Origin of the sequence: Fibrobacter sp. UWH5 (assembly GCF_900142505.1) — a bacterium.
Taxonomy (GTDB): Bacteria; Fibrobacterota; Fibrobacteria; order Fibrobacterales; family Fibrobacteraceae; genus Fibrobacter.
In genome coordinates, this window is record NZ_FRBB01000004.1 from 98,473 (window position 1) to 122,329 (window position 23,857).

Genomic DNA, 23,857 nt, shown 5'->3' on the forward strand with positions numbered 1-23,857 from the left:
TCCAAATATTCAAGGGGAGATTTTCTACATTCTTCTATATGAAGATTGAAGATTGGCGTAATCGTATTGATGAATTGAACGGAGAGCTGATTGCTCTTCTGAATAAGCGTGCCACCTATGCAACCGAGATTGGCAAACTGAAAAAGGAATTGGGCTTGCCCGTTCTGGATGCTTCTCGTGAACAGGCCGTTTTGGACCGTGTGGGCTCTATGACCGAAGGCCCCCTTTCTTCTGATTCCATCAAGAGAATCTTCCAGGTGATTATGGAAGAGACCCGCAAGGTTGAGGACTAAAAAATGCAACGCATTACTCTCGTTGGTTTTGGTTTGCTGGCCAGTTCCGTTGCCGCAGCCATTAAGCAGGCGAAGTTGCCCACTATCGTTCGTGCCGTCAGTTCCCCCTCTACTTTGGAACGCGCCCGCGAAGTAAAGTTGGCCGATGAATTTTTCGGTTACGATGATACCGCATCCTGGGCCGAAGGCTCTGACTTGATTTTGCTGTGCAGCCCCATTCTTCACATTCTGAAGACTATCGACGCTCTTTCTAAGGTGCTGTTGCCGGCCGGCCATAAGAAGATTCTGGTCAGCGACATTGGCAGCACCAAGGTTGAAATTTGCAAGGCGGGTGCCAAGCTGCCTGAACCTTTCTGTTTTGTGGGAAGTCACCCCATGGCCGGTTCCGAGAAGCGCACCATGGAATATAATGATCCCAGCATTTTCGAGAACGCATACTGGTTTGTGTGTCCGCCCGATGGTGTCGAAGAATCCGCCTATGCCGACTTGCTTCAGCTGATTTCTTTTGTGGGTGCCCATTCCGTTGTGTTCCCGCCGGAACATCACGACCGTACCATGGCCTGGGTTAGCCATATGCCCCAGATGCTCAGCTCCACATTGGCTGCCAGCATGCCGGAACGTCTGCTCAAGTACAACTACCAGCATTACGCCGGACGCGCCTTTAGGGACATGACCCGTATTGCAGCCAGCGGCTGGAACATGTGGCATGACATCGCCGTTACCAACCGCAACGAAACGGCGCTTGCCCTCCGCGAAGTCCGCGATGGCCTCGACAAGACTATCGCCGCCATGGATAGCTTGCAGGTGGTTTCTGACGGAACTCCCGCCGCTGCCGACTGCTCCGAAAATCTGGAGTCCATCTTTAAGGCCGGAAACGATGGTCGCGCCAGCCTGTTTGCTCCTGGCCGCAATGCTGCCGCCGCCTTCTCCGAAATTACGGTTCCCCTGAAGGATGAACCCGGTGCCTTGCTCAGCGTGCTGAAGCCCTTGGCCGAATGGGGGCTGAATATCCGCGATATCGAACTGATGAAAGTCCGCGAAAACGTGGCCGGTACTTTGCTTCTGGCTTTCAAGACGCCCGACGAAGCCCGCCGCGCTATTCAAATTCTTACCGCCTTGGATTACGACGTTAAGGAACGCTAATGGAATTTTTGCTGAACCCCGACCGCGAGCGCATGGAGCTCACTCTGGTGATGGCCCTCTTGGTAAATGGCCGTACCGTTCTGGAAGACTTCGCCTGGGCCGCAGGCTCCGAAAAATTTGCACAAGCCCTTAAGGAATTCGGACTGAACTACGAACAGCAGGGCCACCAGCTGGTTCTTGAAGGCAAGGGCTTTCAGTACAGTCTGCCTTCCATGCTGCCTATGGATTTTGCCGAAGACGCCAACGTTCTTCTTTGGACGTTAGCTTCTAAGGATGCAGAACAGATTTACACCTTTGCTGCCGAAGCTGACGAGGCCGGTATTGCCCAGGTGGCTTCTGCCAAGGAAACGCTGCAGAAGTATTTCAAGGTAAAGCCCGTTACCGATGAACCCGCCAAGTTCGTATTCACCTTCTGCGCCGACGAAATTGTAGCCAAGAAGGATTCCCTGGGGAATTTTACTTACCCCATGCGCAACCGCTTGCTGCTTCGCGCCTTGATCCGCAACGACTATACCACTTTCGAAGAAAAGGGTACGGTTCACGATCAGTGGACCAAGATGCTCATGTACTTTGGCGTGAACCTGAAGTACGAAACCCGCGGCATGGAACAGCTGACCGAACTGGAACGTCGTATGATGATGGCCCGCGGTCAGAAGATTGAACGCACCCAGTTTACGGAACTTTCCGAGACCAAGGTGATTACGGGTCGCGATTATTTTGTGCCCGGCGATTCCACCGAGGCCATTGCCTTTATTTTGCTGGCGACTATTGGTACGCTCCCCAAGAACACGCAAATTGTTTTGAAGAACGTGGAATTGAATTCGTCTCGCGCCGGGGCATTGACCTGCCTGAAACGCATGGGCGCAAGCTACGAAGTGACCAGCCGTCGCGAACGTTATGGTGACGTGTACGGTGACATCGAAATCTTTACGCTGGCTTCTGGCAAGCGCTTGCAGGGACGTCGTTTTTCTGAAGATGTGATTGCCACGGGGCTTGAGGAATTTCCCTTCTTGGCGGTGGCGGCTTGCTATGCCGAAGGCGAAACCATTTTGCGTCTGCCTAAGGAAGTCCGCAAGCAGATGCGCCCCGTTAACGAAAAGCTGGCTGAAAACCTCCGTAAGACCGGTGCCGAAGTTGGCGTCTACGATGACGGCCTGGTAATCCGCGGTCTAGAAACCATCGTGAACGGTTCTGACTTTGACGGCGGAGACGTTCCTCAGAATGGCTTGGCCTTGAGCGTTCTTTCGCTGGCCTTGCAGAACGATGAACCGGTGGCTAATAGCGACGTGATTGAAACGGCTTATCCTGGCGTTCTCGAAAAGTTGAACCGCGTTATCGAAGAAGCTAACAAGAAGCCTGAGGCAGAAACCAAGTAAGGTGTTTTATGTTCAAGACTATCGGCATTATCGCTTGGAAAGAAAAGAGTACGGACCTGGCTCTTGCGCTGAAGCAGATTCACGCATGGGGGAGTGAACACCCCGAAGTCAAGTTCCTGGCTCTTGAAAACCTGAAGGAACTGGTTCGCGCTCCTGTAAAGGTTGTTTCTGAAAAGGCCTTGCTGAAGTCCGACTTGCTTTTGGCCATTGGCGGTGACGGTACCGTGCTTTCGGCGGCCCATATGGCTCTTGGTCATAACATTCCCATTCTGGGTGTGAACGCTGGCCGCGTCGGGTTCCTTGCCGAGACCCGCGTCAAATGCCTTTCCCAGACCCTTGATGACTTGCTGGCCGGGGTGTATTCTACCCGCGACCGCATGATGATCGACGCTTCTGTGTATCACGGTAAGAAGTGCATTGCCAAGCAGACCGTCTTGAACGAAGTCCATTTCCGCGCCCACGCTCCCGAACGTATGGTGAATGTGAACGTGGAATACAATGGTACCGACTATACGGAATACTGGGCCGACTCCCTGCTGGTTTCGACTCCCACGGGCTCCACTGCATACAACCTTGCGGCAGGTGGCCCCATTATCCATCCGGCCACATATGCCGTGGTGCTGACTCCTGTGGCTCCCGGTAGCCTTTCGGTACGTCCGCTGGTCATGTCTCTTACAGATAAAAAACTGGTGCTGCGTCCGGCCGCAGGCAAGACCCTGGACTTGGTTTTCGATGGCCGCACCTGTATTCCCCTGGAACCGGATGATTATGTCGTTCTGACTCAGAGCAAATCCTTTACCACCTTCCTCCGCATGCGTCATACGGGTTTCGTGGGCGCTCTCCGCGAAAAGCTGGGTTGGACAGGCTCTCCCAAGAAAGCCTAAGGTTTTTCTAGATAAATAAAATTTTCCTACCGCTTTTCTATATTTATGCATATGAGTGAATCTTTGCATAATGGTAGTCTTTGCCCGGTTGTTCCCCAGACTTTTAACAAGGATTATGGGGATCAAGGTTTTTTGCTTGAGAATGGCAAGACTCTTCCTGCTTTGGAAATTCGTTACGAAACTTACGGCAAGTTGAATGCCGAAAAGAATAATACCGTTTGGGTCACCTCTCCGCTGACCGCCGATGCCCACGTGGCCGGTTATTATTCCCCCGAAGATAAGAAGCCCGGTTGGTGGGATGCTCTCATTGGCCCGGGTAAGCCTGTGGATACGGATCGTTTCTTTGTGGTGTGCAGCAACATTCTGGGTGGCTGCAAGGGCTCCACTGGCCCCGCAAGTATCAATCCTCGCACCGGCAAGCCCTACGGCAGCACTTTCCCCACCATCACCATCGGCGACATGGTCCACGCCCAGAAGGAACTGGCTGACTATTTGGGAGTCAAGGAACTTTACTGCGTCATTGGCGGTTCCATGGGTGGCTTCCAGGCCATGAAGTGGGCGATCTACTATCCTGAACTGGTAAAGCGTTGTGTTCTGATTGCAACGTCTCCCCGTTTTAGCAGCCAGGCTCTCGGTTTTGAAATTGTGGCCCGCGACGTGATTACCCAGGACCCCAATTACAACAATGGCGATTATTATGAATCCGCTCACCCGGACGTCGGACTTTCCAATGCCCGCAAGCTGGCTCACATTACCTACCTCAGTGCCGTAGGAATGGAAAAGAAGTTCAAGCGCGCCCAGGATCATGAGCACAAGAATCACGCCATTACTTACAGCACTCCCTTTGACCTGGATCTGCCGCTGGAAAGCTACCTGCGCTACCAGGGTGCGAAGTTTGTGGACCGCTTCGATGCCAACAGCTACCTGCATATTGCCCATGCAACCGATAGCTTCGACCTGGAAACGGAATACGGTTCCCTGGAAAAGGCTTTTGAGAATGTGCAGGCCGAAGTGCTGAACGTGAACCTTTCTACGGACTGGTTGTTCCCGCCCCACGAATCCCGCCGTATTACGAGCGCCTTGCTGAACGATCGCAAGGTCGTGACTAGCCTTGAATTGGATACGCTGTTCGGTCACGATGGCTTCCTCATCGAAGATGAAGATCTGGGTAAGGCGGTAGGCCGATTCCTGGATAGCAAGTATGGAGCCTTGACTGGCAAGCAGACCATTCCTGTTTTCCACGACCAGAAGGATTTTGAACTGCTGGGTTCCATGGTCAAGGAAAATAGCCGCGTGCTGGACCTTGGTTGCGGTAGCGGCGACTTGATCGATTACCTCCGCCGTACCAAGAATGTGATTGGCCTTGGTATCGAAAAGCGCATGAAGGACATTATGGACTGTCTGGAAAACGACGTCCCCGTGGTCCAGCGCGATTTGGATGAACGCGGTATTTCTGATATTGAAAGCGACAGCTATGACTACGCCATTATCAACCGCACCATCCAGGAAATTCGCGACCCGGTGGCCTTGCTCAGCGAAATCCTCCGCGTGGCCAAGCGCGTTATCGTGACTTTCCCCAATTTCGGTCATTGGTCTGCCCGCGGTTCCCTGATGCTCCACGGTCGTATGCCCAAGTCCAAGGAACTGCCTTACGAATGGTACAACACACCCAACATTCGTTTGCTCACCGTTAAGGATTTCTACACCCTTTGCGAAAAGGAAGGCCTTAAGATCGAGAAGATGGCGTTCCAGAATGAACAGTGCCTTAGCAAGTTCCTGACCGCCGTTGGCCTCAAGAACTTCGGCGCCGAACACGTAATTGCAATGGTAAGTAAGCAGTGAGTTGTGAGGCGTGAGTTCTGAGCTGGAGAATGGCGCCGTAGGCGCAAAATTATAAAAACGCGTAAGCGTCAATTGTTTAACCTCAAAGCGAGCTGTGCGAGCGACCTCTTTCCTGAAAGTGCGAAGCACGAGCTCGGTACTAATTATGGCTATTTTATCGATGACTGGTTTTGGCAAGAGTGAGTCCATGTTCCAGGGCGCACCTTGTGTGATTGAAGTTCGTAGCGTGAATAACCGTTTTTTGGACATCAGCTGCAAGCTTCCCAAGAACCTGGCTTATCTTGAAAATTCCTTCAAGAATCAGATCAAGGAAAAGCTGGTTCGCGGTTCTGTGATCTTTAGCGTTACTCTTGGTGCAGGCTCTGGCGGTAATGTTCCCGTTTCCTACAACGAACAGGCCATTGCGAAGTTTGTGGAAATCACAAAGGCAATGCAGACCAAATTTGGAATTGCCGGTGATATCAAACTGGAAAACATCATGGCCCTGCCTGAAGTTCTGCAGTTTACCGACAGCGGTGCCGATACCGAAGCTCTTGAAAAACACTTGGCCGACGAACTGAACAAGGCCCTGGACAAGGTGAACGAAATGCGTGCCAAGGAAGGTGCTAACCTGGCAGCCGACTTGACAAACCGCGTGGACCATCTGAATGCCGTTCTCGAAAAGGTTGAAGTGCTGGATCCCAAGCGCATCGAAAACTGGAAGGTCAAGTTCCGCGACCGCATCAACGTGCTTCTGAAGGATTCCGAAATCGACGAAGTCCGTCTGCTGCAGGAAGCCTGCATCATGGCAGACAAGTTGGACATCAAGGAAGAAATCACCCGCTTCAAGAGTCATAACAAGTTGTTCCTGAACGCCCTCAAGGAAGGTGGCGCCCAGGGAAAGAACCTTGGCTTTATCCTTCAGGAAATGGGCCGCGAAGCAAACACTTTGGGGACCAAGTGCCAGGATGCTGAAATTGCCGCTCTCGCTATTGAACTGAAGAACGAAGTGGAATGCATCCGCGAACAGTCTCTCAATATCGCCTAAGCAGAACATTTTTTTTGAGCAAAATAGAGCTTCAGGAGTGATCCTGAAGTTTTTTTTACTATAAATTATGGGAAATTTGCGGGTTATCTTCCCCAAAATTGAATTCCTGTTCTATATTTAAGAACGAAGAAGGAACAAGTTGCGTCGTTTGACGTTTTTAGACTAAGTTCAAAAGATTTTTTGCTAAATGATTGCATTAAAGAGCTCCTCCTAACCCCCCTGGGTTGGATACCGTAAGGTGTCCAACCCTTTTTTGTTTGCGGTACTTACTGCTTTTTACACACTTTATTTTTTTATTTGGATTCAACTCTGTAATTTTTTAGTAATAAGAATTAAATTTTATCCGTGTTTTGGTTTTAAGCACCATCAAATTCATGAGGATTCTGTGAAATACATCCCCACGATTCGTTCTGCGTTGACCGCCGGTGCGTTCTCTCTGGCCGCAATGCTTTTTTCCGCCTGCCTTGATACAACAGAAGTTGTTGAAACGGTGGATCCCGAAACCATTCCCGTTTCTCGAGTGGACACCTTGGTCATCAGGGACACCCTTGTTGTCAAGGAAATGCCTGGCGAAACCTTGAAAGATACGTTGGTCGTCAAGGACACTTTGGTTGTAAAAGATACTTTAGTTGTAAATGATACCTTAGTCGTTAAGGACACTCTTGTTGTAAAGGATACCCTTGTCAATAACGATACTCTGGTGGTTGCATCCGACACATTGGTGGTTTACGACACCTTGGTTCGGCTGGATTCCGTTTTCCATGTGGATACCCTTTATCAGCTGGATACCTTGGTGGTTCTGGATTCCATTTTTAGCAAGGATACCATCTATTCCATTGACACTGTTGTCCAGAAGGATACACTTTATGTAAAGGCTCAGGCTCCCATGGCGTATTTTGTTCGCGTCGAGGACGTTCTTGAAAGCCTGAAGGATAATGAAAAGGCAACCTTGATCTTGCGCCACGCCGAACGAGGCAACGACTATTCTGCGTCGGGTGGTCTGAACGATAACGGCATGAATCAGTCTCGAGAATTTGGTCAAAAACTGAAGAACTTTACGGACGTCCATTTCTATAATACCGAGATCAAACGTTCCTATGAAACTTGTGCCTACATTGCTGAGGGGATGGGCTTGTCTTCCTTCGAAAACGACACCTTGGCTGAATTGAAGGATTCCTGGCTGATCAAGGATGAGGAACTGTATGTGCAGAAGAAAGGCGATGTCAGCAGTTGGATTGTCTTCTCTCGCTGGGCCTATTCCGGGGGCTACACGGGCGTGTTCTACGATCTCAACGAAAAGATGGTGGAACTGCAGAACTTGCTGGCCGGGGATTACGATAGCATGAGCAAGCTGAACGTGGCCATTTCCCATGACCTGCTGGTGGTTCCTCTGGTGGCATGGGCTACAGATCGACAGCTGAATTTGCGTTTTTATGAAACCCAAAGCAATAAGCAGTGGATTAATTACCTGGCTGGTGTCGCCTTTATAGTCAACGACAAGAATGAGGTCCGCATTATTCCCGTTTGCGGCAGGAGCAAGGGGACCATGGAATAGCTGGTTTCTTTTGTGAACAAAATTACTTGATGAAATTGCCCTTTTCTTTAAAGAAAAGGGTATTTTTTATAAAAACTTTAACAGGGATCGGGTCCTAATGGAAAATTTCAACTTTTATAGTCCTACGGAATTTGTATTTGGCCGCGACCGCGAAAATGAATGCGGTGCATTGGTAAAAAAGCATGGCGGTTCCAAGGTCTTGCTTCATTTCGGTGGCGGTTCTGCCGTTCGTTCCGGATTGATTGACCGCGTTAAGGCAAGCCTCGATGCCGCAGGCGTTCCTTTCGTAGAACTGGGTGGAGTTCACCCTAATCCGCTGGATACCAAGGTCTACGAAGGCATTGAAATTTGCCGCAAGGAAGGAATTGACTTTATTCTCGCTGTAGGTGGCGGATCTTCTATCGATAGCGCCAAGGCTATTGCCATGGGCGTTCCCTACGAAGGGGACTTCTGGGATTTCTATTGCGGAAAGGCCGCTCCGGCTGTTGCCTTGCCGGTGGGTACAGTGCTGACCATTGCCGCTGCAGGTTCCGAAGGTTCCGGCGACTCCGTCATAACCAAGGAAGATGGCATGCTGAAGCGCGGTGCCGGTGGCGATTGCATCCGTCCCCGTTTTTCTGTGCTGAACCCGGCTCTCACTTGCACATTGCCGGCCTATCAGACTGCCTGCGGTGCAACCGATATCATGGCTCACGTTTTTGAACGTTACTTCACCAACACTACCGAAGTGGAAGTTACCGACCGTCTTTGCGAAGCGGTTCTCATGACCATGGTGAAGGAAACTCCCCGCGTTATTGCTGACCCAAACAACTACGAAGCCCGCGCCAACATCATGTGGGCAGGCATGGTGGCTCATAACAATATCGTCGGTGTTGGCCGCGGTCAGGACTGGAACAGCCACGCCATCGAACATGAACTTTCTGGCATGTATGACTGCGCCCACGGTGCAGGTCTTGCTGTCATTATGCCCTCCTGGATGGAATACGTCATGGACCACAATGTGATGCGTTTCTGCCAGATGGCTACTCGCGTATTCGGCTGCGCCATGAATTTCGAAAAGCCCGAAGAAACGGCTCGCGCAGGTATTCGCGCATTCCGCAGTTTCCTCAAGAGCATCGGCATGCCCATCAACTTTGCTGAACTTGGCGCCAAGGAAGAAGACATTCCCGAAATGGTGCGTAAGCTGAATCCGGGTAATGGCTGGGGCTTTAAGCCGCTGAATGCCGACGACGTGACTAAGGTTTATCAGATTGCCGCCAAGGCAACAGTTTAATTTAGCTGTGAGGTATGAGGCAAATTTTCTCCATAGATACCTCATACCCCAAAGCTCCCCTGTAAGGGGAGCGACCTCTCACCTGAACTTTAACAAACTCATATTATGCGCGCATTATTTATCGGTGGAACAGGAACCATCAGCATGGCCATTACACGCCTTGCTGTGGAACTGGGATGGGAAATCTATTTGCTGAATCGCGGAAATAGAAACGCCGCGGATTTGCCTATGGCTGTGTTGGCGGACGGAACCCCCGCAATAAAGCAGATTACCGCTGACATTTACGATGAAGCTGAAGTGGCTTCTAAAATTGCGGACTTGCAGTTCGATGTGGTTTGCGATTTTATTGCCTTCCATTACAGCGCCCTGGAACGTGACTACCGATTGTTCAAGAACAAGACCAAGCAGTTCATGTACATCAGTTCCGCCAGTGCCTACCAGAAGCCTCTTTCTGACTACCGCATTAACGAGGGAACTCCTTTGGCTAACCCTTACTGGGAATACTCCCGTAACAAGATTGCGGGGGAGGTGTACCTGATGAAAATGTACCGCGAAGAAGGTTTCCCCATTACCATCGTGCGCCCCAGCCATACCTACGACGAACGCAAGATTCCTCTGGGCGTTCACGGCAAGAAGGGAAGCTGGCAGGTGGCCAAGCGCATACTTGAAGGTAAACCTGTAATTATTCACGGAGACGGAACCAGCCTCTGGACCATGACCCACAACAGCGATTTCGCCAAGGGCTTCGTGGGACTGATGGGAAACATTCACGCCATCGGCGAAAGCTTCCAGATTACCAGCGATGAAACCGTCACTTGGAATCAGGTGTACCAGAGCATTGCCAATGTGCTGGGCGTAGAACTGAAGGCGGTCCATGTGGCATCTGAGTTCCTGGCCGCTGTGGGGGACCCGTTTGGCTATGACTTTACGGGAAGCCTCCTTGGTGACAAGGCCAATTCCGTGATTTTCGACAATTCCAAACTGAAGAAGGCTGTGCCTGGTTTCTGCGCCACCACACGCTTTGATCAGGGAATCCGCAAGACCATCGAGAATGTACTGACCCATCCGGAATTGCAGGAAGAGGACCCGGAATTCGGCGAATGGTGCGACAAGGTAATTGAGGCCGTGGAACGGACGAAGAAAAGCATATTGCAAAGCAAGTCCTAGCCGCGCCAAGGGTTGGCATGCCCGTTTAAGCGAATATTTTACTATATTTGAGATACCTTGAGAGGAGGTTTTCAACTCTCTGGGTCCCCCAACGGGGGTGCTTTCTGTCCTTTGGACAGTAGCACCTGCGGCTCGGTCATGAAAATGAACAAGTTCATTTTCGCGACACTCACCTGGGGGTGCTCTGGTTTCGACAGGGTTACTGAAGTGTTAGTTGCAAGCCGGGGTCTCAGACGAGGGCACCCGTAAAAAAGTCTGAAAAAAAATAAGTGCTGAAGAAAACTACGCACTCGCAGCCTAATTAGCGGCTACGCCGGGCCTCGACTCACTCCCATTGGGTAGTACGTCCGGACGCAATATGGGATGGGGGACTGTAATGCCTGGGTGCAGTTCCCGAGATTTACTAGGCTGGTCAAAGTTCGCGCCGACCTTCTTGGGCGTGGATTAGACGAGATCTCAAATGCGAAGGGAAAGCTTGTAGGAATGGACAGGGATGAAATCTTGGACAGGGGTTCGACTCCCCTCACCTCCACTAAAAAAGGCCTCGCTTTAAAAAGCGAGGTCTTTTTCATATACAAACGGCGCTAGGTGATTTGCAGATTACAGCTCGGGCTGCTTGCCGGTTGCATAATGAATCGGTTATGGGGTTCTCTCTTGACATCTTTTTTTAGATGTGTATATTGCTGCTGGAATGTGAAGCCCGACGTAAGGAATGGTATTCCTGGATTCTCGTTGATTTCACTGTTATTATATGTTTTAACAGTTTTTTAGGGGAAAAGGAATTTACTCATGAGTCAACTCTCTGTTGATTGTGTTTTGCCGGCTGTTGAAAAACGTTTGGCGGAATTGAATTTGTATGCGGAACGTCTTCGTAAAAAGTTAAAGAGGGCCCCCGCGGGAAGGCTTCGTCTTGGGAAAAGCAATGGAGCTGTTCAATATTTTTGGGTGAAATCAAATAAAAAATCGGAAGGCGAGTACATCTCAAAGGAGAAACTTGCTCAGGTGAGGTCTCTTGCGCAGAAACGCTATGATGAGCAAATGTTGAAGGAGATTTTGGATGAAATCAAGGTCCTTGAACTTGTTCGGAAACGGTATCATCCATCGACTTTGGAAAAAATCTATTCATCGATGGGCCATGATAGGATGTCGCTTGTGGAACCGGCTGTGTTGCAAGAGGATGCTTTTGCAGAGCGTTGGCTTTCGGTCCCTTATGAGGGGAAGGCTTTTTTGGAAGATTCGGCTGAACAGGTGACTTCTTCGGGAATTCGGGTTCGGTCAAAGTCCGAAGCGATTATTGCAGAGACTTTGAATCGTCTTGGAGTTCCGTTTCGCTACGAATGTCCGCTAAATATGGGGGCGGAATCTTGCTGGTATCCTGATTTTACTTGCTTGAATATGCGAACCCGCGAGGAATTTTTGTGGGAACATTTCGGCTTGATGGACAAACCTGATTATGTGCAGGGATTTGTTTCCAAGGTTGTCAAACTTAGTTCCAAAGGGTTTGATGTGGGGCGAAACTTGATTATTTCGGTGGAAAATTTAAACCATCCAATGACTCCGGCTTATGCGGAACGGTTAATCAAGCGCTTTTTACTTTGAAAAAGGGGCTTTTACTAACTAAGTTGGCGAAATAGCCTGGTTTGATTAGTAAAAATCCGTTTTTTTGGAGTGTGCTGAGTGCCGGTGAAAATAAAACTACTAACCAAAAAGAATGGAAATCAATTTTGGTTAGTATCTTTCCCTGACTGGATATAAAAACCTTTATGAATAAACTAAAATACTACTAACCAAATCTATGGGGAGGGAGTGTTTGGTAAGTAGGCGTTTGGGATACTACCTACCAAATGTGCAAAAAACTCAATTTGGTTAGTAAAATTATCGTTGGCCCAAGGTTTAATCCGTGTCCCCGTCAAAAAAGAAAAAGACCTGTCGTGACAGATCTTTTTCATAAGTCAATGCCGATTGGATTCGGCCTGACTTCTGGAATTACAGTTCCGGCTGCTTGCCAGTGAGACGTACGTGTCATCCCGGACTTGATCCGGGATCGTCCTGTTGATTTTTCAACAGGACAGATTTTTGTTAGAGTTCGGGCTGTTTTCCTGTGAGTCTAACAAAAATTTCGATGTACTTGTCGAGAGTGTTCTTCACAACGTCTGCCGGAATTTCGGGACCCGGATAGCACTTGCCCCAGTCCAGAGTTTCCAGCCAGTCACGGATGTACTGCTTGTCGAAGCTTTCCTGGTTCTTGCCGACCTGGTATTTGTCTGCGGGCCAGTAGCGGCTGGAGTCCGGAGTCAGAACTTCGTCGATAAGAACGGTTTCGCCGTCGATTTCGCCAAATTCGAACTTGGTGTCTGCCAGGATGATGCCCTTGGATGCGGCGTAGTCGCGAGCCTTGGTGTAGATGTCGAGAGACATGTTCTTCAGATCGGTTGCAACCTTTTCGCCGACGATGTCGAAGGTCTGTTCGAAGCTGATGTTTTCGTCGTGGCCTACATCCGGCTTGGTGCTGGGGGTGTAGAGAGCGTTTTCAAGCTTGTCGCAGAGCTGCAGGTTGGAGGGGAGCACATGACCGCAAATGCGACCAGTCTTCTGATAATCCTTCCAGCCGGAACCCACGATGTAACCGCGGACGATGCATTCCACGGAATGACGGTGAGCCTTCTTCACGATCATGGAGCGACCGCGGAGGTAGTCGGCGTGCTTCTTCAGCACTTCCGGATATTCGTCCACGTTTGCAGTGATCAGGTGATTCTTCATGCCAAGCTGCTTGAACCAGAACAGAGAGAGCTGGTTCAGGATCTTGCCCTTACCCGGAATGGGGGTGGGGAGAACCACGTCAAAGGCGGAAAGACGGTCGCTAGCAACCATCAGGAAGCTGTCGCCCAGGTCGTACATATCACGTACCTTACCCTGGTGGAACAGCGGGACTTCAGTAATCGGGGTTTCGAATTTTAAGCTCATAGTAGCCATAATTTAGTAAAACGGCCGGTTTTTGTTTAGTGATTAAAATCTTAAGTTGCTCCTTAAAATTGAAATGTCTTAAGACAAACCATGGATGTTGTTTGACAAGATTACGGAAAAAACTAATTTTGGGCCATCAAGTACTACCGTAAGGTTTTTGTATGAACAAGAAAAGTATATTGGCTGTGTCTACTCTGGCTTTTTTGGGCCTGCTAGGTTTAAACGCCTGTTCTGATGACGGTAGCTCCTCCACCGGGGCTGAAAATGGCGAAGAAACCATCGTTTCCAGCGAATCATCTGACGAAAAACCTGCTAGTTCCGACGTTGCAAAAAATTCATCAAGTTCCTCTGTTGGTAATCAGCAGAAGAAATCTTCCTCCAGCGCAAAGGAAGAATCTCCCAAAAGTTCTGCAAAGGAAATAGAATCTTCTGTAAGCGAAACTGAAAATGCTAAAAGTTCCGCAGAAGAACAGTCTTCTAGCTCTGCCGAGGTCAAGGAATCGTCTAGTTCCAGCACTCCCGCTGTGGAACACACCCCGGCATTCAAGGAAGACTTCCGTAGTGAATGCACCATTGGTGAAATTCCCACTTCCCTGAAAAACGCTAAATTGCCTGACCCGTTTAAGACTTTGGCTGGCACACGAATTTCCTCCAAGGCCGAATGGACCTGCCGCCGCGAAGAAATCGGCGCTATGTACGAAAAGATTATGTACGGTGACAAGCCTCGTAACCCCGAAAAGGTGGAAGGTAAACTTGCAGGAAGCACATTTTACGTGACCGTAACCGACAAGGGAAATACAGCTTCCTTTGCTGTGGTCATCGATAATGCCGGTACCAAGGATAATCCGAAGCCCGCCATGATTGGCTTTGGCGGTGGCTTTATGGGCAATACCTGTGGAAGTCTGGGAGAATCACTCGATGGACTTGATATTGCCCAGATTATTTTTAACCCCGATAACGTGGCTCCCGAAAGTAATCGTGGAAGCGGCAAGTTCTACGACATTTACGGATCCAATGCCAGCGCCGGTACCATCATGGCCTGGGCATGGGGCGTTAGCCGCTTGATTGACGCTCTTGAAAAATATCCGGAAGCCGGTATCGATGTCAAGCGTCTTGGTATTACCGGTTGTTCTCGCTGGGGTAAGGGGGCTTTGGCCGTTGGCGCCTTCGATACCCGTATCGCCCTCACCATTCCCCAGGAATCCGGTTCCGGTGGCGCCTCCCTCTGGCGCGTTGGCGCACAGGTCAATAAGCAGAAGGGTAAGCAGTTTGTTCAGGGCCTGAACAGTGCCGGTTCCGAAGGCAACTGGATGAAGACCACCTTCAAGAACTACGACGGTCGCGAAAACACTCTGCCCTTCGACCAGCACATGCTTGTGGCTATGGTGGCTCCTCGTCCCTTGCTGATCATTGACAATGCCGGCCAGGAATGGCTTGGCGAAGTTCCCTCCAACTATTGTGGCCAGGCTTCCAAGGAAGTGTACGACGCTCTTGGCGCAAGCGACAACTATACCTATAGTCAGGAAGGCGGCCACGCTCACTGTGCACTGCCTAATGGACAGTTTGACGAAGTCAAGGACTTCATCAACAAGTTCCTGGTTGGTAAGGAAGGTATCAAGACCGGTAAGATCGACTACACCAAGAATTCTGAGTTGATCAAGTGGAATAAGTCCGAGTGGATCGACTGGGAAACTCCAGACTTGAATTAGCTTGGATGTGGATGCAATTTGTATATTGTATTCCATGAAGTTTGTACAAGTAGCATTTTTTTCCCTATTGTCTGTTTCTCTAGTTTTTGGTCAGAAGGCTCCGACGAAAGCCGCTCCTATTGACCCCAAGGCGTCTGCGCCCACTCCTGCGGCGACCATGCCCGCTTTTGAAATTACCGAAGAGGATATGGCCATGATCCGTATGCTCTTGAATAACGAAATGTTCAAGAACTCCTTTACCGAACAATGTACCGCAGAATCGGCAACCTTGCTGGGTGCCGATCAGGCGGCCAAATCTTGTAGTTGCGCTTACGACGGACTCATTAAAAATGATAAGCTGCTGTATGCCTTGGCCACAACCGACAACGACGATGGCTTTGACAAGTGGGGCTTTGATGTAATTGAACCCTGCTTGCCGGAGAAGTTTACAGCCGAAATGGGAAAGGCTTTCGTGAACCAGTGCGTCGCCGAAAGTGGTGAGGCCGCCCGCAGCGTCTGTGAATGTACCTACAAGGAAATTACCAAAAAGTATACTGTAAAATCCCTGGTGAAGTCCGCTTTCGAAAATCCCGAAAAAATGCAGATGGATCTGGTGATGATCGCTGGCGGGTGCGCCTTGAAATAATATTTTTTTCTGCAAATTGGGAACGTCATATTTTTAATTAAAAAAGGTTGGGTGATTCATGTCTCAAAAATTTTCATATCTGGTTATTGTGGCCTTGGCTGTCCTGTGTTTCATTCTTGTGAACCAGAAGAGTGCTGCCGATAATACAGTCCCTGTTGCGGTGCCGGGAAATGCTCCTGTCAACACTCAGATGGTAACGCCGTCCATCGAAGTGAATGCCACGGAATTCAAGAAATTCCAGGCGAATCAGTTTGTGGTTTACGCCTCCATTCAGATGGCCAACAGAGACAAGAGCGTTCTTTCTCAGCAGATGGGGGAACGTCGCAATAAGATTTTTGCCATTGCGAAAGAACTGGAAATTCCCGAGAGTGACGTTCAGCAGAACAGCGTTGAACTCCGTAAGGAATGGTCCTATCGCGAAGGCGTTCGCAAGTTTGTTCAATATAACGGCACTCAGAATTTTTCCATTACCGTAGACGATAAGCAGAACGCTGCTAACCTGGTGGAAGCCTTGTCTATCGAGTTTGATATTGATGTGGGCCGTACCATCGCCACGCTGAAGAATACGGATTCTCTGCAGAAGTCCATCGTCGATGCCGCCGGCAAGAAGGCCATGGAAAAGGCTGCTATGTATGCAGGCAGCGTTGGTGCCAAGCTGGGCAAGATCATCAATGTCGGTACCGGCTATAGTGATGGTGTGGTTATGCATGATGCCGGCGATGTGATGCTTTTGTCTAACGGTCCCATGATGAAGGGCGCCCGCTTAAACCGTTCCGCCGACATGAACGCCATTGCTGATTCCGTAACGCTTTCCGCAGAAATCAGGTTGGTGGTAGAAATCAAGCAGTAGCTTATTTCGGCTCATGTCTTTTTTAACTCCTCTGCGTTTGCGGGGGAGTTTTTTTATAACGCAAAAAAGTGACCCGCCGGCGGTTCTTCATATACGGGCGTAGCCCTACGATACTAGCGGCGTGCAAGGGCACGCACGGTAAACTGCCACCTGCAAGGGTCCTTACTAGGCCGCCCGTAAACGGGCACTAACCGCCAAACATTGACTGTTGCTCGCCCAGCTTGTCGTCCTCCAACTGTTGCTGAATATACGCCTTGATACGATCTGCGTTTTTACCAGCCGTATCAACGTAGTAACCACGGCACCAAAAGACCCTGTTTCGGTACTTATTCTTCAGTTCCGGGATGATGTCAAGCAATTCAAGACTGCTCTTTCCTTTCAAATATCCCATAAAACTCGCAACAGAGAGTTTCGGCGGTATGGCAACCAGCATGTGGACGTGGTCCGGACAGACTTCGGCCTCAATTATCTCAACATCTTTCCATTTGCACAATTTTCTAAGGATTTTTCCGACGATCTCTCGTTTCTGATTGTAGAGAATCTTCCTTCTGAACTTGGGAGCGAACACGGTGTGATACTTACAGTTCCATGTGGTATGAGCTGTCGATTTATTTCTATCATTCATTTTATATCCTTTGATTTTATTGTTATGCAGTTGGCAGACCGCATTTCAATATTAATCAAAGGATTTTTTTTTCTCATGACCGCCAGAAGGCTTTTACGGAACTACCGGCCTAGCCGGTAGTTTTCTTTATACAAAAAAGAAGCGCCTGAAACCAGACGCTTCTTGAATTTCCTTTAGGAAAAATGGGCTTACTCTTACTTGTACAGCAGAGCGAAAACCATGCCCGGACGGAAGTACTTACCGGCGGTGTACTTCAGAGCGGTGCTGTGCATGAGGGTGAACAGCTTTTCTGCGTCAACCTTTGCATCCTTGGCGATGGCGCCGTAAGCCTTGGTGAAGGCGGCCACGTTGCGGGGGAGCTTGGGGCTGATGCGAGAGTCGGCGAGGAGAGCGCCCTTAGCGAGGAGAGCCTTGTGCATCTTGTCTGCAGCGGCCTGAGACAAACCGAAGTTTGCGACCAGGGCGGCAGCGTGGAGGCGGCAAGAACCGTTAAAGCCTTCCGGTGCTGCAAAGGGAACCTTTGCTTCGTCGTAGAGGTTACGGGTCATGGAATCGCCAAGGTCAGCGGCTTCCTTCACAAGGCCGTGCATCATGCAAGCGGTCATGACGCTGTACTGAATACCGATCCAAACGTCGTGAGCCTGGAAGTTGAATTCATCCAGCGGGCTGCCATCCTTGTGAACAAGGTTTGCGGCACCGATCAGCGGGCTGTTTGCCTTGTAGTTGGTGTTGAAGACCTTCAGGAGGTTCTTCTTGGCCTTGTTTGCATCGCAGATGGGCTTCAGGTCCAGCATGCGCAGGTAGGTGTCTGCCAGGAGGGTGTCAACAAAAACGTCGTCGCAATCGTTAGCAACCTTCTTTTCCCAAGAGGCGTTGAAGGCTTCCTTGCACTGAGCGGTGAGCCATGCCTTCTTGAGGCCGCGGAGTTCGGACTTGGAAAGTTCGACGTCAGACGGAATTTCGCCAGAATTCAGCCAGGCATTGATTGCTGCAACGCCAGCCTTGGGGCATTCGGGCAGTTCAATGGATTCCTTGACAGCTTCACGAAGTTCTGCATACTTTTCGGTATTGATGTCCTTCAGTTCCATGGGGGTAACGAAGAAGTGGTAGTAACCTTCGTTTTCGTCCCACAGGGCTTCGTCGAATTCCTTGTTGGCGGCGATGGACTTTTCGTTCCACTTGGCAGCCTGTTCCTTGTCGCCCAGGAGTTCTGCAATCTTTGCTGCAGCACGGAGGCCAGCAATCCAGAGAGAACCGCAGTAAACGGAAATACCATGAGAGCTGAGGTTGTCGAAGGTATCGTCGGTACCGTGAGTCAGCGGGAAGTTTTCGCCTTCATTCACCATCTTTTCAAGATATTCCATGGCGGCGTAGACAGCTTCCTTACAGTCGGCCAGGCACTGCATGTCCTGAGTCTTGTGGAAGTGACGGAGTACCATCAAAACGTACTTGGGAGCCAGATCCTTCCATTCCTTCACGTTGTGCCAGTCGTAGGCATCCGGTTCTGCATCGAAGGGGCTACCCAGGTCATGAATCACGGCGCCGCGAACAGCGCGGGGGCCTTCCAGCTTCGGATCCGGAAGATCGGCGAAGGGCAGGTTCACGTATTCGTGATGACGACGGCGGTTTTCGTTAACAGCGAGAATGGCGTCACCGAAACGCTTCATCACAACACCGTCCAGGCGGGGCATGAGAGCCAGCAGGCTGAAGCTGCCGTAGAAGTAAACGTCCAGAGAGTTGAAGAACGGATAGTCAGCACATTCACGAACCAGGAAGCGGTCGTCCTTGTCCCAAACGGTGGCTTCGGCCAGGAAGCTGAGGGTGTTGATGGCGAGGCTCTTGAATTCAACCTGCTTCTTGGCTTCCTTGTAGATCTTAGCGACCTTGGCCTTGGGAACCAGAGCTTCGAATGCCTTGAGACGTGCGTCGAAAGTCTTGTCTGCTGCCAGGGCTTCTTCCAGGATAGCGCCTACGCGGCCGAATGCTTCGGGGTAGAAGGCGGTGTACTTCTTCTGGCTGGTGAGCTTTACAAGCTTGATTTCGGGGAAGTCCAGAACGGTGTTGAACTGGAAGGAAACCTTCTGCTTGGGCTTGAGAACGACGGTCACGGCGATGGCGCCTGCGATAGTTTCACGACCGCTGTAGACGTTCTTCACGAAAGTGTTGGAGAGACGACCGCTCTGGAGTGCTGCCTTAACGGTAGCGGCTGCGTCGTCCTGATAGAACATGGGCTTCACGGAAACGTTCAGGTTGTCCTTCTTGTTCCATGCCACAGAGATGCCCATGCAGCCGTTGAAATCGCTAGCGGGCTGTTGTTCTTCGTTGTAGAATTCGATACCGCGAACCTGGCGACCATCGGCAACTTCCTTGTCGAACTGAACTGCCTTGGGATTCTTGGCCATGGGAACCAGGACGAAGCTGGAGTCCTGAACACCCTGACGATCCTTACGGGCATAGTAGCCGCAGAGGCTGTCCTGCACCTGGACCAAAGTCACTTCACGAGTTTCCTTGGTGGTGTTTTCCAGAGTGAACACGGTTGCGCTAACCGGCAGGCTGGAGAGGCGTTCATCACCCGGAGTCACGTAGCTAGACTGGGTCTTGGTAATCTGGACGCCCTTGCCTTCGTACTTGGTTTCGCTAACGGGGTAGAGTGCGGTGTACTGCATCTTGGATGCATCGTAACCTTCCTGACCCAGGAAAGTGGTATCGTCTGCCCATGCGGCAGTCAATGCGCCCTGACGAGCGATCTTTTCGCCAACAACGCCATCGAAGAAATCAATGACAACGGCACGGTTTACTTCTTCAACCTTTGCGCCCTTCTTGGAAAGAATTGCAGCGGTGCGGTCGCTCCATTGGATGTGCCAGCGTTCGAAAGCGGCGGAGTTGTTGTTCAGGAATTCCTTGTCAGAAAGAATCTTGTTCAGCTTGGATTCTGCCTTCTTCTGGTCGGCCAGGTCGGCTGCGGTGAAGAGGGCTGCACCCTTGGCGTCAACCAGGGCGAACTTGCCCAGGTAGGTGGTGAATGCTGCAAAGTTGTGGATGGCCAGAGCGGCCTTGTCGCTGATGACTGCTTCACGGAAGAAGAAGTTGTTGAAGCGGAGGTCGGAAGCCTTTTCGGTGCGAACCTGAACACCCGGCATCACGTTCATTACGGGAGTGGTGCCTGCGGGAGTTGCAGTAAAGGTGGAACCAATGCCGCCCACTGCGATACCGGTGGTAGACGGAGTGGTAGAAAGCGGGGTATACCAGGGCTGGATGAATTCCACGGCGAGACCCGGGGTCATAAGCTTCTGGACGGAACCGGCCATCTTGGCGCCGGCAAGGTATTCTTTAGTGCTCATATAGATTTCCATTGAATGGAGGGTTAAAATTTTTTCGAAAATAAAAATAGCATTTTTAAAACCGCAGACCATAAGGAAAGCGACGAAAGTGTTTACAACTGTTCATAGTGTTTGAACGTTTTGACTGCGAAATAAAAAAAACGAACCAAAAAAAAGGCCCCTAGATTTTCTAGGAGCCTTTTCATCATGTTCTCTTTTCAGGTTAGAATGTAAAACCTGCGAACACATTATTACTGATGAAGGGCAACACACCAATGAGGATTACGGTCGCTGTCAGGGCGATGATCACCCAGCGCTGACGCTTGGTCATACGGAGGGGGCTCAGGTTATCGTCGGCTTCATCTGCCCAGGCACTCTTGATGACCTGCAGGTAGTAGAACAATGCAAGAACGTTGTTCAAAACGGCGAACACTACAATGCCATAATGGCCGGTAGATGCACCGCTAAAGAACAGGTGGAACTTGCCGAAGAAACCTGCAAGGGGAGGAATGCCTGCCAGGCTAAACATGGCTACTGCCAGGGCTACCGCCAGGGGGGTATTCTGCTTGGAGAGACCGCGGAGGCTGTCGAAGTTTTCTTCGCGGTAGTGTCCGATGATGGCGAAAACGAAGAATGCCAGGTAGTTTGCGACGGTGTAGACAAACAGGTAGTAGATGATGGCTGTCTTTGCCAATTCTCCGTTACCCAGCAAGGCGACCATGATGTAACCGGCCTGGGCGATGGAACTGTATGCCATGAAGCGACGGAGGCGAGTCTGCTTTAGGGCTCCCAGGTTTCCTACAAACAGGGTGATTCCTGCAAGCAGGGCGATGAGGGGGGCAATCTGTTCGCGGATCGGAGCCAGGGGGCCATACACCAGCACCACCAGGAATGCGATTGCTGTTGCCTTGGAGGTTACGGAAAGCACCGCGGTAACGGGGGTGGGGGCGCCTTCGTAAACATCGGGGGCCCAGGTGTAGAAGGGGAACAGGGTCAGCTTGAAGCCGATGCCGCAGAATAGGAACAGCACGGCGATCCAAAGCAATGCGTTGGGTGTGCTTGCTGCGCTCTGGATGGCGTCAAAGCGGATGTTTCCTGCAAAACCGTACAAGTAGCTGAATCCGAAGAGTTCAAAGGCTGTTGCCACGGAACCCATCAGGATGTACTTGGTTGCGGCTTCGGATCCGAACTGGTCGCGTTTATTCCATGCGGTCAAGGCATACATGGGGATGGTTGCGATTTCGAGACCCAGGAAGAATGTGAGCAAGTCGCTGGCGGAAATAACCGTGATTCCACCGAAAGTGGCAAAGACGATGGTTCCAATGAACTCAGCCAGCTGGCGCATGGCCGGTTTGCCGTCTCCACCATGATCGAAGTAATCCTTGGAAAGCCATACCCCGAGAATGGCGCTGAGTACCAGTACTTCACGCATGAGGGTGCCGAAATCATCCACACGCCAGTTGCTGATGAAGAACTTTGCGCTTGCCAGGGGGATGGTGTTCAGCAGGATGAAAATCAGAACCAGGCCGATGTTGGCAACGCGCCAGGGAATCTTGGAATTTTCATTGACGAACAGTCTGCTACCGATGACGAGGAAGGGGAGCAGCAAAAGCAACAAGTCGGGAATAACGTAATTCGGAATGTAAGTCATGTTAACCTCCAATTCCTGCGGTGGATGCGCTAGAAGCTGCTGCAGAGATCTTTGCAAAGATGGGGGCGATGCTCTGGTCCAGCATGTTTGAAATCCAACCCGGGAAAATACCGATCAGCAGGAGGCATGCCACCAGAACGATGATAACCAGCTTTTCGCGGAAGCATCCGTCGGTAAGGGTTTCGTACTTGGCAGGCATATTGCCGTGAAGCATACGGTTTGCGGTCTGTAGAATGTACACTGCAGTGGTTGTAATGGAGAGGATTGCAAGGATGGTCACGATGCGGGTGAGGGTAGATTCCTGGGCAAAAGCTCCAATAAAGATGGTGCTTTCGGCGACAAATCCGCTAAAGCCCGGAAGGCCGAGACCTGCAAAACCGGCGATTACGAAACCCACGCCCAGGAAGGGCATCTTACGCATGATGCCGCCCATCTGGGTGATGCCGCGGGTGTGAGTGCGTTCGTAAATCATACCGATAGTGGCGAAGAACAGACCTGTCAGGAAACCATGGGAAATCATCTGGAGGGCTGCACCGCGGAGACCCACGGGAGTGATGGCGGCAAGGCCCAGGAAGATAAGACCCAGATGGCTAATGGAACTGTAGGCGGTAATGTACTTCAGATCCTTGTGGCGGAGGGCGATGAAAGGTCCAAGAACCACGTTGAAAATCAGGAAGGCTACAACCCACGGGAGCCAAATCCTGGCGGCTTCGGGCATCAGGAACATGGCGATGCGAAGGCAACCGTAGGCACCCATCTTCATCATGACGCCTGCAGCAAGCATAGAAACCGCGGTAGGTGCGCTGGCGTGGCCGTCGGGACTCCAGAAGTGGAAGGGGAACAAAGAGGAACTGACGGCGAAACCCATGAACATGAGGGGGAAGGCCCACATCTGGAAATCCATAGGAATCGTAATCTTGGAAAGTTCCATGATGCTCCAGCTATTGATTCCGCTTTCGAAGTAGAGACCGAACAGCGTTGCCAGAATCATGGAGGAACCGAATGCAAGGGTAAGGGTCAGTTTCTTACCACCGTAATCCTTGCGACCGGAACCATAACCTGCGATCATCAGATACATGCACAGGGCTTCCATTTCGTAGAACACGAAGAACAGAACCAGGTCCATGCTCATGAACACGCCGTAGACGCTGGTGGCCAGCATCTGGATCAAGGCGAAGAACACCTTCTGGTTGCCCTTGATTTCCCAGCTGACAAATACACCGGCCCATACGATGACAGCGGTGAGCAACAGCAGGAACATATTCAGACCGTCGGCGCCAACCATATAGTGGGCGTTGAAGGCTGTTATCCAGGGAATGTCCGTGAAAAACTGAAGCAGGAGCGGAGCCGTTGCTTCATTGGCGGGGGTGCCGCTCAGCATATAGAGACGATAGGTCAGATAACCCACCAGCAACAACACCAGCGTGGCGGAGGTGCCGTGGATGCCCTTGATCAGTTTTGCCTTTGCCGAAGGAATCGGAGCACAGACAAGAACTGTGAAAAGGGGAACAAGCCAAATCAGGTTAAAAAGTAAAGTATCCATGCTTAAACCT

The 23,857-nt window shown here is 50.7% G+C and carries 18 protein-coding genes and 1 other RNA gene; 14 read left to right on the forward strand and 5 right to left on the reverse strand.

Features of this window, described 5'->3' with window-relative positions; genetic code table 11:
• The first annotated feature begins 38 nt into the window (after positions 1-38).
• The 11 genes from BUB38_RS05460 (at position 39) to BUB38_RS05510 (ending at position 12,159) form a co-directional block, all read left to right on the forward strand.
• Positions 39-293, forward strand: a complete 255-nt coding sequence (locus BUB38_RS05460; protein ID WP_073158195.1) for a chorismate mutase — start codon at positions 39-41, stop codon at positions 291-293.
• Between the two features lie 3 nt (positions 294-296).
• A complete protein-coding gene (locus BUB38_RS05465; protein WP_073158198.1) occupies positions 297-1,436 on the forward strand; it encodes a prephenate dehydrogenase/arogenate dehydrogenase family protein in 1,140 nt (379 codons plus the stop codon).
• Positions 1,436-2,812, forward strand: coding sequence for a 3-phosphoshikimate 1-carboxyvinyltransferase (locus tag BUB38_RS05470; protein ID WP_073158201.1), 1,377 nt, complete (start codon positions 1,436-1,438; stop codon positions 2,810-2,812). Before BUB38_RS05465 ends, BUB38_RS05470 begins: the two co-directional genes overlap by 1 nt.
• An 8-nt stretch (positions 2,813-2,820) precedes the next feature.
• Positions 2,821-3,696 carry an NAD(+)/NADH kinase gene (locus BUB38_RS05475; protein WP_073158203.1) on the forward strand — a complete coding sequence of 292 codons (876 nt, stop codon included), beginning with the start codon at positions 2,821-2,823 and terminating at the stop codon, positions 3,694-3,696.
• Positions 3,697-3,747: 51 nt separating this feature from the next.
• Complete coding sequence (locus BUB38_RS05480; RefSeq protein WP_083538131.1) at positions 3,748-5,538, forward strand: homoserine O-acetyltransferase MetX; 1,791 nt, start codon at positions 3,748-3,750, stop codon at positions 5,536-5,538.
• A 145-nt stretch (positions 5,539-5,683) separates the two neighbouring features.
• Positions 5,684-6,565: a YicC/YloC family endoribonuclease gene (locus tag BUB38_RS05485; protein ID WP_073158209.1), complete on the forward strand. Its 882-nt coding sequence runs from the start codon at positions 5,684-5,686 to the stop codon at positions 6,563-6,565.
• Positions 6,566-6,950: 385 nt separating this feature from the next.
• The gene (locus tag BUB38_RS05490; RefSeq protein WP_139258268.1) at positions 6,951-8,120 is read left to right on the forward strand and encodes a histidine phosphatase family protein; all 1,170 of its coding nucleotides are present in this window, start codon (positions 6,951-6,953) and stop codon (positions 8,118-8,120) included.
• 97 nt (positions 8,121-8,217) lie between these two features.
• Positions 8,218-9,393: an iron-containing alcohol dehydrogenase gene (locus tag BUB38_RS05495; protein ID WP_073158214.1), complete on the forward strand. Its 1,176-nt coding sequence runs from the start codon at positions 8,218-8,220 to the stop codon at positions 9,391-9,393.
• 105 nt (positions 9,394-9,498) lie between these two features.
• Positions 9,499-10,560 carry an SDR family oxidoreductase gene (locus BUB38_RS05500; protein ID WP_073158216.1) on the forward strand — a complete coding sequence of 354 codons (1,062 nt, stop codon included), beginning with the start codon at positions 9,499-9,501 and terminating at the stop codon, positions 10,558-10,560.
• Between the two features lie 175 nt (positions 10,561-10,735).
• Positions 10,736-11,095, forward strand: a transfer-messenger RNA (tmRNA) gene (ssrA, locus tag BUB38_RS05505).
• A 254-nt stretch (positions 11,096-11,349) separates the two neighbouring features.
• Positions 11,350-12,159: a hypothetical protein gene (locus BUB38_RS05510; protein ID WP_073158219.1), complete on the forward strand. Its 810-nt coding sequence runs from the start codon at positions 11,350-11,352 to the stop codon at positions 12,157-12,159.
• 480 nt (positions 12,160-12,639) lie between these two features.
• Here the strand turns inward: BUB38_RS05510 and BUB38_RS05515 are convergent, their stop codons facing one another.
• Positions 12,640-13,524: a phosphoribosylaminoimidazolesuccinocarboxamide synthase gene (locus BUB38_RS05515; protein WP_073158461.1), complete on the reverse strand. Its 885-nt coding sequence runs from the start codon at positions 13,522-13,524 to the stop codon at positions 12,640-12,642.
• A gap of 161 nt (positions 13,525-13,685) precedes the next feature.
• Between BUB38_RS05515 and BUB38_RS05520 the strand changes: the two genes are divergently transcribed.
• The 3 genes from BUB38_RS05520 to BUB38_RS05530 are packed head-to-tail and all read left to right on the forward strand — an operon-like array spanning position 13,686 to position 16,708.
• Positions 13,686-15,233, forward strand: a complete 1,548-nt coding sequence (locus BUB38_RS05520; RefSeq protein ID WP_139258269.1) for a glucuronyl esterase domain-containing protein — start codon at positions 13,686-13,688, stop codon at positions 15,231-15,233.
• Positions 15,234-15,267: 34 nt separating this feature from the next.
• Positions 15,268-15,858 carry a hypothetical protein gene (locus BUB38_RS05525; RefSeq protein ID WP_139258270.1) on the forward strand — a complete coding sequence of 197 codons (591 nt, stop codon included), beginning with the start codon at positions 15,268-15,270 and terminating at the stop codon, positions 15,856-15,858.
• A gap of 58 nt (positions 15,859-15,916) precedes the next feature.
• Positions 15,917-16,708 carry an SIMPL domain-containing protein gene (locus BUB38_RS05530; RefSeq protein ID WP_073158227.1) on the forward strand — a complete coding sequence of 264 codons (792 nt, stop codon included), beginning with the start codon at positions 15,917-15,919 and terminating at the stop codon, positions 16,706-16,708.
• A gap of 187 nt (positions 16,709-16,895) precedes the next feature.
• Here BUB38_RS05530 and tnpA read toward each other — a convergent pair whose 3' ends face one another.
• The 4 genes from tnpA to BUB38_RS05550 form a co-directional block, all read right to left on the reverse strand.
• Complete coding sequence (gene tnpA / locus BUB38_RS05535) at positions 16,896-17,333, reverse strand: IS200/IS605 family transposase (protein WP_073158230.1); 438 nt, start codon at positions 17,331-17,333, stop codon at positions 16,896-16,898.
• 194 nt (positions 17,334-17,527) lie between these two features.
• Entirely contained in the window at positions 17,528-20,674 is a 3,147-nt protein-coding gene (locus BUB38_RS05540; protein ID WP_073158463.1) for a GH116 family glycosyl hydrolase, read from the reverse strand.
• Between the two features lie 202 nt (positions 20,675-20,876).
• Positions 20,877-22,304: an NADH-quinone oxidoreductase subunit N gene (locus tag BUB38_RS05545; protein ID WP_073158233.1), complete on the reverse strand. Its 1,428-nt coding sequence runs from the start codon at positions 22,302-22,304 to the stop codon at positions 20,877-20,879.
• A gap of 1 nt (position 22,305) precedes the next feature.
• A complete protein-coding gene (locus tag BUB38_RS05550) occupies positions 22,306-23,847 on the reverse strand; it encodes a complex I subunit 4 family protein (RefSeq protein ID WP_073158236.1) in 1,542 nt (513 codons plus the stop codon).
• Between the last annotated feature and the right edge of the window lie 10 nt (positions 23,848-23,857).

What these genes read in the sequence shown, in the direction of transcription:
- BUB38_RS05475 (WP_073158203.1), top strand. Translation starts at nt 2,821, where the DNA reads ATGTTCAAGACTATCGGCATTATCGCTTGGAAAGAAAAGAGTACGGAC.
- BUB38_RS05550 (WP_073158236.1), bottom strand. Translation starts at nt 23,847, where the DNA reads ATGGATACTTTACTTTTTAACCTGATTTGGCTTGTTCCCCTTTTCACA.
- BUB38_RS05530 (WP_073158227.1), top strand. Translation starts at nt 15,917, where the DNA reads ATGTCTCAAAAATTTTCATATCTGGTTATTGTGGCCTTGGCTGTCCTG.
- BUB38_RS05470 (WP_073158201.1), top strand. Translation starts at nt 1,436, where the DNA reads ATGGAATTTTTGCTGAACCCCGACCGCGAGCGCATGGAGCTCACTCTG.
- BUB38_RS05460 (WP_073158195.1), top strand. Translation starts at nt 39, where the DNA reads ATGAAGATTGAAGATTGGCGTAATCGTATTGATGAATTGAACGGAGAG.
- BUB38_RS05465 (WP_073158198.1), top strand. Translation starts at nt 297, where the DNA reads ATGCAACGCATTACTCTCGTTGGTTTTGGTTTGCTGGCCAGTTCCGTT.
- BUB38_RS05500 (WP_073158216.1), top strand. Translation starts at nt 9,499, where the DNA reads ATGCGCGCATTATTTATCGGTGGAACAGGAACCATCAGCATGGCCATT.
- BUB38_RS05525 (WP_139258270.1), top strand. Translation starts at nt 15,268, where the DNA reads ATGAAGTTTGTACAAGTAGCATTTTTTTCCCTATTGTCTGTTTCTCTA.
- BUB38_RS05495 (WP_073158214.1), top strand. Translation starts at nt 8,218, where the DNA reads ATGGAAAATTTCAACTTTTATAGTCCTACGGAATTTGTATTTGGCCGC.
- BUB38_RS05540 (WP_073158463.1), bottom strand. Translation starts at nt 20,674, where the DNA reads ATGAGCACTAAAGAATACCTTGCCGGCGCCAAGATGGCCGGTTCCGTC.
- BUB38_RS05480 (WP_083538131.1), top strand. Translation starts at nt 3,748, where the DNA reads ATGAGTGAATCTTTGCATAATGGTAGTCTTTGCCCGGTTGTTCCCCAG.
- BUB38_RS05545 (WP_073158233.1), bottom strand. Translation starts at nt 22,304, where the DNA reads ATGACTTACATTCCGAATTACGTTATTCCCGACTTGTTGCTTTTGCTG.
- BUB38_RS05515 (WP_073158461.1), bottom strand. Translation starts at nt 13,524, where the DNA reads ATGAGCTTAAAATTCGAAACCCCGATTACTGAAGTCCCGCTGTTCCAC.
- BUB38_RS05485 (WP_073158209.1), top strand. Translation starts at nt 5,684, where the DNA reads ATGGCTATTTTATCGATGACTGGTTTTGGCAAGAGTGAGTCCATGTTC.
- BUB38_RS05510 (WP_073158219.1), top strand. Translation starts at nt 11,350, where the DNA reads ATGAGTCAACTCTCTGTTGATTGTGTTTTGCCGGCTGTTGAAAAACGT.
- BUB38_RS05520 (WP_139258269.1), top strand. Translation starts at nt 13,686, where the DNA reads ATGAACAAGAAAAGTATATTGGCTGTGTCTACTCTGGCTTTTTTGGGC.
- tnpA (WP_073158230.1), bottom strand. Translation starts at nt 17,333, where the DNA reads ATGAATGATAGAAATAAATCGACAGCTCATACCACATGGAACTGTAAG.